The 13336-nt window shown below is 65.8% G+C and carries 10 protein-coding genes; 9 read left to right on the forward strand and 1 reads right to left on the reverse strand.

The window, feature by feature from the left end; translation table 11 throughout:
- Nucleotides 1-32: 32 nt before the first annotated feature.
- Entirely contained in the window at nt 33-1439 is a 1407-nt protein-coding gene (locus CNX70_RS17485) for a PoNe immunity protein domain-containing protein (RefSeq protein WP_096235754.1), read from the forward strand.
- A 29-nt stretch (nt 1440-1468) separates the two neighbouring features.
- On the forward strand, nt 1469-3463 hold the full coding sequence (locus CNX70_RS17490) for a DUF6630 family protein (protein ID WP_096235755.1): 1995 nt from the start codon (nt 1469-1471) through the stop codon (nt 3461-3463).
- A gap of 1 nt (nt 3464) precedes the next feature.
- Here the strand turns inward: CNX70_RS17490 and CNX70_RS17495 are convergent, their stop codons facing one another.
- Nucleotides 3465-4841 (reverse strand): YihY family inner membrane protein, encoded by a 1377-nt coding sequence (locus CNX70_RS17495; protein ID WP_244198839.1) that lies wholly within the window; start codon nt 4839-4841, stop codon nt 3465-3467.
- A gap of 67 nt (nt 4842-4908) precedes the next feature.
- Here CNX70_RS17495 and wrbA point away from each other — a divergent pair, with 67 nt between their 5' ends.
- Genes wrbA through CNX70_RS17530 form a run of 7 tightly spaced genes read left to right on the forward strand, consistent with a single transcriptional unit; the run spans nt 4909 to nt 13336 of the window.
- On the forward strand, nt 4909-5517 hold the full coding sequence (gene wrbA / locus CNX70_RS17500) for an NAD(P)H:quinone oxidoreductase (protein ID WP_096238523.1): 609 nt from the start codon (nt 4909-4911) through the stop codon (nt 5515-5517).
- On the forward strand, nt 5517-5927 hold the full coding sequence (locus CNX70_RS17505) for a DUF2069 domain-containing protein (protein WP_425269256.1): 411 nt from the start codon (nt 5517-5519) through the stop codon (nt 5925-5927). The genes wrbA and CNX70_RS17505 overlap by 1 nt, the downstream gene beginning before the upstream one ends.
- 11 nt (nt 5928-5938) lie before the next feature.
- Complete coding sequence (locus CNX70_RS17510) at nt 5939-7354, forward strand: FAD-binding oxidoreductase (RefSeq protein WP_244198840.1); 1416 nt, start codon at nt 5939-5941, stop codon at nt 7352-7354.
- Nucleotides 7351-7779, forward strand: coding sequence for a DUF4124 domain-containing protein (locus CNX70_RS17515; protein ID WP_096235758.1), 429 nt, complete (start codon nt 7351-7353; stop codon nt 7777-7779). Before CNX70_RS17510 ends, CNX70_RS17515 begins: the two co-directional genes overlap by 4 nt.
- The gene (locus tag CNX70_RS17520) at nt 7767-10358 is read left to right on the forward strand and encodes an FtsX-like permease family protein (protein ID WP_096235759.1); all 2592 of its coding nucleotides are present in this window, start codon (nt 7767-7769) and stop codon (nt 10356-10358) included. The genes CNX70_RS17515 and CNX70_RS17520 overlap by 13 nt, the downstream gene beginning before the upstream one ends.
- Nucleotides 10358-11434 (forward strand): lipocalin-like domain-containing protein, encoded by a 1077-nt coding sequence (locus tag CNX70_RS17525; protein ID WP_096235760.1) that lies wholly within the window; start codon nt 10358-10360, stop codon nt 11432-11434. Before CNX70_RS17520 ends, CNX70_RS17525 begins: the two co-directional genes overlap by 1 nt.
- 39 nt (nt 11435-11473) lie before the next feature.
- Complete coding sequence (locus CNX70_RS17530) at nt 11474-13336, forward strand: ABC transporter transmembrane domain-containing protein (RefSeq protein WP_096235761.1); 1863 nt, start codon at nt 11474-11476, stop codon at nt 13334-13336.

A 13336-nucleotide genomic window follows, 5' to 3' on the forward strand; every position in this document is an offset into this window, starting at 1 on the left:
ACCCGCCACACGGACTTTTTTAGGATAGACGGATGATGTTGTTGAATACCCTGTTTGAAGAATTGACTGGCCGCGGCAGCGGCACGGAAGCGCAGCGGCACGAACGTTACAAATGGCTGGAACAGCTGCGCTTCACTAACCCGCTGGCGGACGAAGGCGGCCCCATGGCCGGCATTCCGTACTACCAATGGTGCCGGCTGCCGCAGGCGCTGGTCGTGGCGGGCCAGCACACGGATCTGCTGGTCGGCACCACGAGCTCCCAGTACCTGGTCTTCGAGGGCCGCCACGCGGCAGCCTTCGCGGCCGAACTGGATCTGCAATACGACGCCAACAACCGCATCGACCGCCCGGGTGGCCTCGACGAACTGCTCGACGCCTATGAAGAGCAGGACGACGGCAGCTGGACCGCCCTGCCAAATGAAGCGCCAGCGCCACCGCTGGCCGGCTGGGACGACGTGTATTTTCGCGTGCGCGACCTGAGCGACGGCAGAACCATCCAGAGCGTGACCACCATCGCCTACGAAAGCAGCCGCTTCCCTGGTTACACCCTGCTGGGCACGACCATGGTGGGCGTCGGCGCCATCGTCCACGACGACGAAACGGCGCAGTATCTGCAGCAAATCTTCGCCGACTGGGCCATCCAGCGCGAATGCGCCGCCACCTGCCCGGTTTCGTCCACGTCCTGGCCCCACGCGCCGCGCCAGACGCCGCCCGAGATGTTCGGCACTGCATTCGACTTTAGCCGCAATCTGACTTACCTCGACGCCCTGCTGGCCGCCTACGGACGCGCACAGGTGCAGGCGGAAATCGATGGCGGCGATTGCGCCTACTGGGCGTGCGCGGCCGCCAGCACGGCGTACCAGGTATTCTCGCTGCGCTACACGGCAGGCTTGCCCTTGCCTGACGTGGAAACGGCGCTGGAAGCGGCCATCGCCGCCTGCGAAACGGCGCGCGCGGCCCTGGCCGCAGCCTACGATGACGATGCCTTGCCCGCCTTTGATTTCGAACAGTTGACGGACTATGCGCGCACGCTGCAGTTGCTGGGCGCCGCCCTGCTGTTCGGCCGCCACGACCTGGCTGCCCGCCTGGCCGCCCTGCAGACGGCCTTCGATGGCGAAGACGGCGTGGTTGAGGCACTGCTGTCGACCATCGATCCCCAGCGTTCCGCCGTCGAGGTATGGTATTTCGCCGAGCCCTACTCGGCCCTGTTCGAGTGCCTGGACGCGGACGATGCCGCGCAGCAGCTGGAACACCTGCGGCACTACCTGGCCAGCTGGCATGGCGCGTTGGTGCGCGAAGACTGGTTCAACGGTCATTTGCGCGCGCAGGGCCTGGGCGGCTACTACGGCCTGTGGGCCTTCGAAGCGGCCGCCGCGGCCAAACACCTGGGCCTGGAGCGCAGCGCGCTGGCCCACTGGGTCATGCCGCCAGCGCCGTAAATCCCCCGTTCACTTTCAGACAAATATCAATGATCAATACCGCAGCCCTGTTCAGCACCGCCTTCCTGCCCGGCCAGGCCGGCTTCGACACCGAGACGATTACCGGCCTGGCCGAATGGCGGCTGGACATGCCCATGCTGTTCAAGCTGCTCATCGGCGCCGGCACGCAAGCCGCCGCCTGGCCCATCTACGGCGATGGCGAAGACTGCCCCTGCGTGCTGGCCGCGCCAATGGTCCAGGCGCAAGCCAGCTGGCAAGCCTTGTCCGCCTTGATGGACAAGCCGCGCGACGCGGCCGCCATCGTCGCGCGCGCCGGCATCAGCACCCTGCTGGCGGGCGGCCAGGCGTGGCTGATCCTCGATTGCGTACAGCTGGTCCACCACGATATCGACACGCCGGAATACGCCGCCGCACTCGACGCCCTGCGCGCCGAGGCGCAAGCCTTGCACCTTGCCCTGCTGCGTGGCGACAAGGAAGCCCTGGCGCCCCTGCTGGCCGCCGGTGCCGCATCGCCTGCCACCGGCTACTGGTCCGCCACGGCCGACGCGCAGCTGGCCGATGTCGAGGAACTCGATGCGGAAGATGTACCGTTCCTGCAGGGCCTCGAAGTACGCGCATGGGTAGAAAAATCCTTGTGCTATGAAGTGAGCAAGGCCGGGCAGCCCGATATCCTGGGCCTGGTCACGCCGTATGGGCGCTGGATCGTGCCGCTGTCGCTGAACGTGGCGGAACTGGGGGCGCGCCACGCGGATGACGGCTGGATCACGTTTGCCACGATGGCCCACCCCGACGCACACGGCGTGCTCGATTTGAACGGCACCGTGGTGCTGCCGCCCGCCCCCGGCGCCCTGTATGTGATCAATACCCATCTGGTGCAGCAAATCGCGCCCGATGGCGCCAGCCGCTTGCTGCGTCTGCCCGATGGCGCCCTGCTGATGGATAAGGTAGACAACATCTGCCAGCGAGAGGACGGCTATATCGACATCGAGCGTCAGACGGACGGTGCCGACGAGCGCAATGTCTGCGGCGTGCTCGACGCCACGGGCAAAGTGCTACTGCCGCCCGCCTACAGCTCCACGCAGGATTTCGGCACGAAGAAAAAGATCGCCATCGTCAGCCAGGACAGCCTCTTCGGCCTGGCCAATATCCACGGTGACTTGCTGGCGCCGTGCCGATACAGGTACATCGATTGCGCCCACACCTCGGCGCCGCCAAAAGTGCGCAAGAACCTGATCTACGCCATCGATAGAGATGGCCTGGCGTGCATGCTGAAACTCGACGGCAAGCCGGCCTTCACGCCCTTGTACCCGCCCGCGCATCACTTGCATGGCGTAACGGTGCAAAGCGACTATCTGCATGTCGTCAAGGATGGAATGGCCTGGAGCATGGATTTCACGGGCAAGCTGCTGGAACAACTCGATACCCTGGAAAACTTCAAGGCCGACATCACGGCCCAGTTGAGCGAGGCCATGGGCCTGGGCAAGAAGAAGGCCGAGAAAAAGCCCACCAAGCGCCGCAGCTACACCCCCGCGCAGATCCTGGCCAAGGCCAACCGCGAGCAATTGCGCGCCATGGCTGCCCTGCTCTTGCAAGGCGATGCAGAACTGGCCGCGCGTTGCGTGGACATCACGCTGGAAGAGCTGGCGGAAGACGACCCGGAAGAAGAATACGAAGGCGACACGCCCGAGGCGGCGTGCTTCTTCCTGCTCTGGTCGACGGCCGCCGATGCGCTCGGCCGCGGCACCACGCTGGACTGGAAATCAGTCGATGAAGTGCCGCGCATCGCCCAGCATATCGGCTTGCCCGCGCTGCAGGACTTCCGCTGGGCGGACCAGCAAGACGGCGACGCGATGGCCGAGGGCCTGGCCGCCATCGCCACCCATCTGGCGCCGCATCAGCTGCGCCTGGTGAACCTGCACGGTGGCGAGGATACGTATTATCTGGGCGTGGTGCGCGCGTCCGATGCGGCGGCGTTCAGCGCCGTGGCGCTGCAGGCGGCCTTGCTGCCCGTCGTTTACTCCTAGCCTAGCTGCATTTGACGGCGCCGAAATGCTGCGCCAGGGTCAGGCCCAGTCCCTGCTCCACGGCGTTTTCCACCTGCGCCGCCAGCGCGGCTGCATCGATGGCTGCCTGGATGTCGCGCTCATTGGTGGAACCGGCCGGATAGCCGGAGTTCACGCGCATGCCGCCGAAGACGAACAGCCGATAGACATCGGCCAGGCTGATGCGGTTGACATTGCCCAGCAAGACCCAGTGGTCGGAGCTGTCGGCCACGCGCTTGCCCCACTGCACCCGCACCGCGCCATCCACGTTGACTCGTCCCACCCAGCCCTGCTGCACCATCTTGTCGAGCAGGGTTTCCATCTCTTCGAAGCCCAGGCGCGTACTGCGGCGTATCTCGGCCGCGCCCACCAGGGCCGAATCGGCGCAGTGACAGGCCTGGTGCAGCACCTTCAGGATGGCGACGGCGTCGACAAATTCGCTGCCCGGCGCCGCCTCGTACCACCAGCGCTCGTATTTCACGACGGGCAAGGCGGCCACCAGCAAAGCGCCCACCAGGGTGATCATCCAGCTCAGGTATATCCACACGAGGAACAGCGGCAAGGCGGCCAGCGCGCCGTAGATACGCGAATACGTGGGGAACTCCTGAATGAATTCACCGAAGCCCCGCTTGGCCACCTCGAACGCCAGCGCCGCCAGCAAGCCGCCCCAGGCCGCGTCGCGCCAGTCCACGTCGCGGTTCGGCACGGCGATGTACAGCAAGGTAAACGCCAGCATGGTCAGGCCGATCGACACCAGCGTGTAAAACACGGCGCCGATGAAAGGCACGGCGCCCACCACGCCGCTGGTGGCCATGAAGAGGCGCGACGTCACCGTCAGCGAGACACCCACCAGCAGCGGCCCCAGGGTGACGATGGCCCAGTAGACGAGCAGGCGCTTGGTCCAGCGGCGCTCCTGGCGCACGCGCCAGATGCGGTTGAAGACGCGCTCGATCAAGCCCATCATGCCCACCGAAGTGACGATCAGGGCACCCGCGCCGATGGCCGACAGGCGCGTGGCTTTCGAGGCAAACGTGGTCAGATAATCGAGGATGGTGTTCGATATCCCCTTGGGCATCACGCTTTGCACGAAATAGTCTTCCAGCGCGTGGCGGAAGGTATTAAACAGGGGGAAAGTGGTGAAGATGGCCAGGGCCAGCGTGAGCAGCGGCACCAGCGCAAACACGGTGGCAAAGGTCAGGCTGCCGGCCACTTGCGGCAGGCTTTCCTCGCGCACGCGGCGGCGCGCGAACTGCAGCAGGTCGCGCGTTTCGGACCACGTCAGGCCGCGCACGACGGCCAGCCCCATGCTCAGGGCGCGCCACAGGTATTGAAAGATGGGGAGTATATATTTTGAAAACATGTGCAAAATCAGAACGGCGCCATGACAGCAGTCGTATCAGGCTGTAAAGCGCCCTATAATACCAATGATGAAGCCAACCAATCTGATTATTCTCGTATTGTTTTATTCACGCCATGGCGCCACGCGCCAGCTGGCCGAGCTGATAGCCCAGGGAGTGGAAAGCGTGCCTGGCTGCGACGCGCGCCTGCGCACCGTGCCCGCCGTCTCGACGGTGACGGAAGCGATGGCGCCGGAAGTGCCGCCTGATGGCGCTCCTTATGTGGAACTGGAAGACTTGCAGGACTGCGCAGGCCTGGCCCTGGGGTCGCCCACGCGCTTCGGCAACATGGCCGCCGCCATGAAGTACTTCTGGGATGGCACGGCCAGCGACTGGCTGGCTGGCAGCCTGTCCGGCAAGCCCGCCTGCGTGTTCACGTCCACGGGCAGCCTGCACGGCGGCCAGGAATCGACCCTGCTGTCGATGATGATCCCCCTTTTCCACCACGGCATGCTGGTCATGGGCCTGCCCTACACGCACCCCGAACTGATGACGACGTCCACCGGCGGCTCGCCGTATGGCGCCACGCACTGGTCGGGCATCGCTGGCGACAAGGCGCTCAGCGACGATGAAAAACGCCTGGCCATCGCCCTGGGCCGGCGCCTGGCGGAAAACGCCGCGAAACTGGCAGGCGCATGATGCACGGCGCACTGCACAAGTATTTTCACTGGGGCGCCATCGCCAGCCTCGTCACCCTGATCGTCTGGTGCCTGCTGTGGGAAACCGTCGTCGCGCCGCTGCAGCCGGGCGGCTCCTGGGTCGTGCTGAAGGCAGCGCCCCTGTTCATTCCCCTGTACGGCGTCATCAAGCGCGACGTCTACACCCTGCAATGGTCATCGATGGTGATCCTGCTGTATTTTACAGAGGGCGTGGTGCGCGGCTACAGCGACACGAATCCCGTCTCCGCCATGATGGCCTGGGGCGAGGCGACCATCGTCTGCATCTATTTTGCCTGCGCGGTGCTGTATCTGCGTCCTTACAAAAAGGCCGCCAAGCGCATGGCCAAAGAGCTGCTGGAAAAAGTGAATAAAGTGAGCATCAAGAAATGATCGAACAGACTATGCCTGACCAAGCCGACTTCCTCGCCGCCTGCCGCGACCTGCTGGGCGACACCTATGTCCTCACCCTGGACGCCGACATGGCGCCCTTCCTCACCGACTGGCGCGACAGGTTCACCGGCAAGGCCCTGGCCGTGCTGCGCCCCGCCACGGTGGAACAAGTGGCAGGCGTGCTGCGCGCCTGCGCGCAATGGCAAGTCCCCGTCGTGCCGCAAGGCGGCAATACGGGCCTGGTATTGGGCAGCATCCCCGACGCCGCCGGCACGGCCATCGTGCTGTCGCTGGCGCGCCTGAACAGCATCCGCGCACTCGACCCCGTCAACCGCACCATCACGGTGGACGCCGGCTGCATTTTGCAAACTATCCAGGAAGCGGCAGCCGCCGCCGGCTGCCTGTTCCCCCTGTCGCTGGCGGCCGAGGGCAGTTGCACCATCGGGGGGAATTTGGCCACGAACGCGGGCGGCACGGCCGTGCTGCGCTACGGCAATACGCGCGAGCTGTGCCTGGGCCTGGAAGTGGTCACGCCGCAGGGCGAGATCTGGAGCGGCTTGCGCGGCCTGCGCAAGGACAATACCGGCTACGATTTGCGCGACCTGTACATCGGTGCCGAAGGCACCCTGGGAGTCATTACCGGCGCGGTGATGAAACTGTACCCGCAGCCGAAAGCCTGCATCACGGCGCTGGCCGCCATGCCCTCTCCCGCCCACGCCCTGCGTTTATTAAGCCTGATGCAAGACCATTGCGGCGCCAGCCTGACGGGTTTTGAACTGATGTCGCAGTATTGCTTGCAACTGGTGGCGCAGCAGTTTCCCCAGCTGCCACGGCCATTTGCGGAAGCCCATGGCCAGTACGTGTTGCTGGAGCTGTCCAGCAGCCAGTCCGAGGCGCATGCCGTCGAATTGCTGGAAGCGAGCATCGGCGCGGCGCTGGAAGACGAGTTGATTGAAGACGCCGTCGTCGCCAGTTCCGTGGCGCAGTCCGAAGGCCTGTGGCAGCTGCGCGAGCACATTCCGCTGGCGCAGGCGCAGGCGGGCAAGAACATCAAGCACGATATCTCGCTGCCGATTTCCCGCATCGCCGATTTCATCGCCGTCACGGACGTGGCCCTGGAAACGGCCTTCCCCGGCTGCCAGCTGGTGTGCTTCGGCCACCTGGGCGACGGCAACCTGCATTACAACGTGGCGCCGCCAGCCGGCATGACGGATCGCGACTTCCTGGCCAACCAGGACGCCATCAACCGCATCGTGCACGACCAGGTGCACGCTTTTGGTGGTTCCATCTCGGCCGAACACGGCATCGGCGCGCTGAAGAAGGACGACCTGGCGCACTACAAGTCGCCGCTGGAACTGCAGCTGATGCGCGCCGTGAAGCAGGCGCTAGACCCGCAGAACATCATGAATCCGGGGAAGATCCTGTGAGAACACCATTCTTCCTGTTCGCCATCTGCGCAGGCCTGGCCAGCCAGGCTGGCGCGCAGGACGTCTACAAATGCGTGCAGGATGGCCAGACCAGCTACAGCGCTGCGCCCTGCACGGGCGGCCAGTTGCAGATCCTGGAAATCCCGTCGCCCCCGCCTGCCGTCGACAAGGGCGCGGCGACGCGCCAGGAGCGGGTGGCCAGCCAGCTGGAGGCGGCACGCAAGAAGCAGGAAAATCTGGCAGACCAGGCGCGCGAACGGGCCGCCAGGCAGAAGGAAACGCATGACAAGCAGTGCGCCAAGCTGCGCCTGGAGCAGAAATGGGCGGCGCAGGACGCCGTCGGCGTTGGCGACAAGAACCGCGACGCGGCGCAACTGAAAGCGCGGCGCGCCGGCGAACGCCTGGCCGTCGAATGTCTGCATTGAGTGCGCCGCTGGCCAGCCCGGCGACGACGCGCCTGCTGTCGCGCTGGCTGCTGCTGGGCGAATGGCGCGCGCATCCCGTGCGCGCCCTCGTCGCCATACTCGCCATCGCCATCGGCGTGTCCTTGGGCTTTGCCATCCATTTGATCAACGCGGCCGCCTTCAACGAATTCTCCACGGCCGTCAAAAGCCTGTCCGGCCAGGCCGACGTGCAGGTGGCCGGGCGCGAAGCGCTGTTCGACGAAAGCATCTACCCATGGCTGGCGCAGCGCGACGGCGTGGCCGTGGCCTCGCCCGTGCTGGAACTGCAAGCCGGCGTAGCAGGCAAGAAAGACGGCGGCCCGCTGCACATCCTGGCGTTCGACGTCTTCCGCGCCGGCTTCATCTCGCCCGACCTGATCGGCGCGCCCGCCGAAGGCCAGCCTTTCGACACCCTGGCCGACGACGCCATCTTTTTATCGCCGGCAGCCTTGCGCTGGCTCGGTGTGGCGCAGGGCGACACGATTGCCCTGCAATCGGGCACGGGCCAGGTGCCGCTGCGCGTGGCCGGTTCGCTGCAGCGCGCGCGCGCCGGCCAGCGCATCGCCGTGATGGATATCGGCGCGGCGCAGTGGCGCTTCAACAAGCTGGGCAAGCTGTCGCGCATCGATCTGAAACTGCGCCAGGGCGTCAACCGCGACGCCTTCCAGGCGGATCTCGCACGTGCACTGGAAACGCAATACCCGGGGCGTTTCCAGGTGGGCCAGCCGAATGATGAAAACCAGAATAGCCGCAACAATAACCTCAGCCGCGCCTACCGGGTCAATCTGACGGTGCTGGCCCTGGTGGCCCTGTTTACGGGCGCCTTTTTGGTGTTTTCCACGCAGGCGCTGTCCGTCATCCGCCGCCGCGGCCAGTTCGCGCTGCTGCGCGTGCTGGGCATGGAGCGGGGACAATTGCTGCGCCAGGTGCTGCTCGAAGGCGCCAGCCTGGGCATCGTCGGCGCTGGCCTGGGCATCGCCGGCGGTTATGCCATGGCGGCCGTCGCCCTGCGCTTCTTCGGCGGCGACCTGGGCGCCGGCTATTTCGCGGGCGTGCAGCCGCAGGTGCAATTCACGCCCGTCGCCGCCTTCGTGTATTTTGCCCTTGGCCTCGGCGTCGCCTTGCTGGGCTGCGCGGCGCCCGCGCTGGAAGCGGCGCGCGCGGCCCCCGCCATCGCCCTGAAATCAGGCAGCGAAGAAGTCGTGACGACGCACCTGGCAAAAACCTGGCCCGCGCTGGCTTGTTTGCTGCTGGCCGGCGCCCTGACGTTCTTGCCACCCGTGTTCGAGCTGCCGCTGTTCGGCTATCTATCCATCGCGCTGCTGCTGATCGGCGCCATCGCCCTGATGCCGCAACTGGCGGCCGTGGTCTTCCGCGTCCTGCAGCGCGCCTGGCTGCGCACGGACGCGAGCAGCCACGCCCCCGTGCGCAGCCTGACCCTGGCCCGCCTGGCGAACGCCTCCGGCCAGGCCGGCATCGCCCTGGGCGGCGTGTTATCGAGTTTTAGCCTGATGGTGGCGATGGCCATCATGGTGTCGAGTTTCCGCGTCTCCGTCGATGACTGGCTGCTGCAGATCTTGCCGGCCGACGTGTATACGCGCACGACCGCCAGCGGCGGCACGGCGGGCCTGAACCCGCGCGAACAGGCCGCCATTAGCGCCCTGCCCGGCGTGGCCAGGGTGGATTTCCAGCGCCTGCGCTCGCTGTCGCTGGCGCCCGACCGCCCCAACGTGATGCTGCTGGCGCGCCCCGTCAACCTGGCCGATCCGGGCAAAAGCATGGTGCTGGTGGGCGACACCCTGCCCGTGCCTGCGGGTAGCCGGCCCGTCTGGCTGTCCGAGGCGGCGGCTGACCTGTACAACGTCAAGCCGGGCCAGCAGATGGCCCTGCCGCTGGCGGGCGGCTTGCACCAGTTCTTCATCGCCGGCATCTGGCGCGACTATGCGCGCTCGTCCGGCGCCATCCAGATGCCTTTGGCCGACTACCGCGCGCTGACGGGCGACCATGACGTGAGCGATGCAGCCCTGTGGCTGGCCAAGGACGCCACGGGCGAGCAGCTGCAGCAGCGCCTGAAGGCCCTGCCGTTTGGCGCCAGCTTGGAAGTGTCGAACCCCTCGGCCATCCGTGCCCTGAGCCTGCAAATTTTCGACCGCAGCTTTGCCGTCACGTATCTGCTGGAAGCGATCGCCATCGTCATCGGCCTGTTCGGCGTGGCCGCCACGTTTTCCGCGCAGACCCTGGCGCGCGCGCGTGAATTCGGCATGCTGCGCCACGTGGGCGTGACGCGCGGGCAGATTTTAGCCATCCTGGCGCTGGAAGGCGGTGCGCTGACGGCGCTGGGCATCGCCACCGGTTTTGTTCTGGGCCTGTTGATCAGCTTTGTACTGGTCTTCATCGTCAATCCGCAATCGTTCCACTGGACCATGCAACTGCACCTGCCATGGCCCTTGATCGCCAGCGTGGCCGCCGCCCTGCTGACGGCTGCCGCCCTGACTGCCCTCATCGCGGGCCGGCAAGCCCTGTCCGCTGGCCCCATCCGCGCCGTCAGGGAGGACTGGTAATGCGCCGTATAACTTATCTACTGTTGTTCTGCAGCGCCGCAGCCATCGCCGCGCCGCCCGCCTTCGCCCCCGTCACGCCGCTGCCGGCCGGCCAGACGCTGCGCCTGCCGCACGATTTCGGCGCCCATCCCGCGTATAAAACGGAATGGTGGTACGCCACGGGCTGGGTCAAAACCGCCGGCGGCGAGCAACTGGGCTACCAGGTGACCTTCTTTCGCAGCGCCACGGCGTCCGACGCGGACAACCCCAGCGCCTTCGCGCCGAAACAGCTGATCATCGGCCATGCGGCCCTGTCCGACCCGAAGGTGGGCAAGCTGCTGCATGACGAAAAAAGCGCGCGCGAGGGTTTCGGCCTGGCCTACGCCAAGGTGGGAAACACGGATGTGAAACTGGACGACTGGCGCATGCAGCGGCAAGCCGATGGCAGCTACCAGGTCAGCCTGGCCGCGCGCGACTTTAGCTTGCAGCTGACCCTGGCCCCCACGCAGCCCGTGCTGCTGCAGGGTGACGGCGGCTACTCGCGCAAGGGCGCGCGACCCGCGCAAAGCAGCTACTATTACAGCGAGCCGCAGCTTGCGACCCGTGGCACGATCGCCCGTGCGGGAGGCAAGCCGGAAGCCGTGACGGGCACCACCTGGCTCGATCACGAGTGGTCGAGCCAGGTGCTCGATGCGGACGCCAGCGGCTGGAACTGGATAGGCGCCAACCTCGCTGACGGCGGCGCCCTGATGGCCTTCCAGATCCGCAGCAAGACAGGTGCTAAACTATGGGCGCACGCGACATGGCGCGATGCGTCCGGCAAGATGACGCAGTACGCTCCCGGCGAGGTCGATTTCACGCCCACGCAGCTGTGGCGCTCGCCCCGCACGCAGGCCGAATACCCGGTCGCCACCGAGATCCGCACTGGCCCCACGCGCTGGCAGATCAAGCCGCTGCAAGCGGACCAGGAACTCGATTCGCGCCGCTCGACGGGCGCCGTGTACTGGGAAGGCGCCGTGACGGTGGAGCGCGATGGCCAGCCGGTGGGCCGCGCCTACCTGGAAATGACGGGCTACGTGCAGCCGATGAAGTTATAAACAGTACCGCAAGCAAAAAGTAAATCAAAGCGAAAAACAATGACAACCAGCACAGAAACAGGCAGCACGAGTACCACCGCAACCACACCGTCCACCGACACCGGCACCAGCCGCGAACTGAAGAAAGGCAGCCTGGCCGCCTTCAAGGGCTTGATGCCCTTTTTGACGCCGTACCGCAAGCAGTTCTTCCTGGCCGGTATCGCACTGGTGGTGGCCGCCGCCTCGACCCTGGCCATCCCCGCCGCGTTCAAGCAGATGATCGACCTCGGTTTCGGCGGCGCGGCAGGATCGAGCAGCATCCAGCATGTCGACCTGGTCTTCCTCGCCCTGTTCGGCGTGGCGTCCATCCTGGCGCTGGCCACGGCGGCGCGCTTTTATACGGTGTCGTGGCTGGGCGAGCGCGTCACGGCCGACATCCGCAGCGCCGTGTACCGCCACGTCGTCACGCAAAGCCCCGCATTCTTTGAAACCACGCAGACGGGCGAAGTCCTGTCGCGCATCACCACCGACACGACTTTGATACAGGCCGTGGTCGGCACCAGCATCTCAATGGCCCTGCGCAATGTGCTGCTGTTCCTGGGCGGCCTGGTGATGCTGTTCGTCACCAGCGCCAAGCTGGCCGGCATCATCATCGGCTTGCTGATCCTCGTCGTCGTGCCCATCATCGTGTTTGGCCGCCGTGTGCGCAAGCTGTCGCGCGATTCGCAGGACCGCATCGCCGACGCTTCGGCCATGGCCGGCGAAATCCTCAATGCCATGCCCACCGTGCAGGCGTTCACGCACGAGAAAATCGAATCGAAACGCTTTGGCGACTCCGTCGAAGGCGCCTTCATGACGGCCATGCGCCGCATCCGCGCCCGCGCCCTGCTGACCATGATCGCGATTTTGCTGGTCTTCGGCACCATCGTCTTCGTGCTGTGGCTGGGCGCGCGCGCCGTGCTGGAAGGATCGATGACGGGCGGAGATCTGGGCCAGTTCATCCTGTACGCGTCCATCGTGGCCGGCGCCATCGGCGCCCTGTCCGAAGTGATGGGCGAAGCGCAGCGCGCCGCCGGCGCCACCGAGCGCCTGCTGGAACTGATGGCCGTCAAATCGGAAATCGAGTCGCCAATCAAGCCCCTGCCGCTGCCCGCGCGCGCCGCGAACGGCGCTTCGCTGTCGCTGGACGATGTCATGTTCTCGTATCCGTCGCGCCCGGACACCCACGCGCTGGACCACGTCAGCCTCGATATCCGCGCCGGCGAAACGGTAGCCGTCGTCGGTCCTTCCGGCGCCGGCAAAACCACCCTGTTCCAGCTGTTCCTGCGTTTTTATGACCCGCAAAGCGGCAGCATCCGCCTCGATGGCGTGGATATCAAGCAGCTCGACCTGCACACCCTGCGCGACGCCATCGGCATCGTGCCGCAAGATACCGTGATCTTTTCAAACGACGCCATGGAAAACATCCGCTATGGCCGTGCCGGCGCCAGCGACGAGGAAGTCATCGCGGCCGCAAAAATGGCGGCGGCCCACGAATTCATCGAGCGCCTGCCGAACGGCTATAAATCCTTCCTCGGCGAACGGGGCGTGCGCCTGTCCGGCGGCCAGCGCCAGCGCATCGCCATCGCCCGCGCCCTGCTGAAAAACCCGCCCCTGCTGCTGCTCGACGAAGCGACCAGCGCGCTGGACGCGGAATCGGAACGCCTGGTACAAAAGGCCCTGGAAGCTGCCATGGTGGGCCGCACCACCGTCATCATCGCGCACCGCCTGGCCACCGTGCAGCGGGCCGACCGCATCATCGTCATGGAAGACGGCAAGATCGTCGAAACTGGCACGCATGCGTCGTTGGTTGCGTTCGGGGGCATTTACGCCAATTTGGCGGCGCTGCAATTCCATCACGTACAGCTCAATCCAGCAGAATAA

The organism is Janthinobacterium svalbardense, from assembly GCF_002327145.1.
GTDB lineage: Bacteria > Pseudomonadota > Gammaproteobacteria > Burkholderiales > Burkholderiaceae_D > Janthinobacterium > Janthinobacterium tructae.

Excerpts from the sequence above, each read along its gene's own strand:
- CNX70_RS17485 (WP_096235754.1), top strand. The coding sequence starts at position 33 with ATGATGTTGTTGAATACCCTGTTTGAAGAATTGACTGGCCGCGGCAGC.
- CNX70_RS17490 (WP_096235755.1), top strand. The coding sequence starts at position 1,469 with ATGATCAATACCGCAGCCCTGTTCAGCACCGCCTTCCTGCCCGGCCAG.
- CNX70_RS17495 (WP_244198839.1), bottom strand. The coding sequence starts at position 4,841 with ATGTTTTCAAAATATATACTCCCCATCTTTCAATACCTGTGGCGCGCC.
- wrbA (WP_096238523.1), top strand. The coding sequence starts at position 4,909 with ATGAAGCCAACCAATCTGATTATTCTCGTATTGTTTTATTCACGCCAT.
- CNX70_RS17505 (WP_425269256.1), top strand. The coding sequence starts at position 5,517 with ATGCACGGCGCACTGCACAAGTATTTTCACTGGGGCGCCATCGCCAGC.
- CNX70_RS17510 (WP_244198840.1), top strand. The coding sequence starts at position 5,939 with ATGCCTGACCAAGCCGACTTCCTCGCCGCCTGCCGCGACCTGCTGGGC.
- CNX70_RS17520 (WP_096235759.1), top strand. The coding sequence starts at position 7,767 with ATGTCTGCATTGAGTGCGCCGCTGGCCAGCCCGGCGACGACGCGCCTG.
- CNX70_RS17525 (WP_096235760.1), top strand. The coding sequence starts at position 10,358 with ATGCGCCGTATAACTTATCTACTGTTGTTCTGCAGCGCCGCAGCCATC.
- CNX70_RS17530 (WP_096235761.1), top strand. The coding sequence starts at position 11,474 with ATGACAACCAGCACAGAAACAGGCAGCACGAGTACCACCGCAACCACA.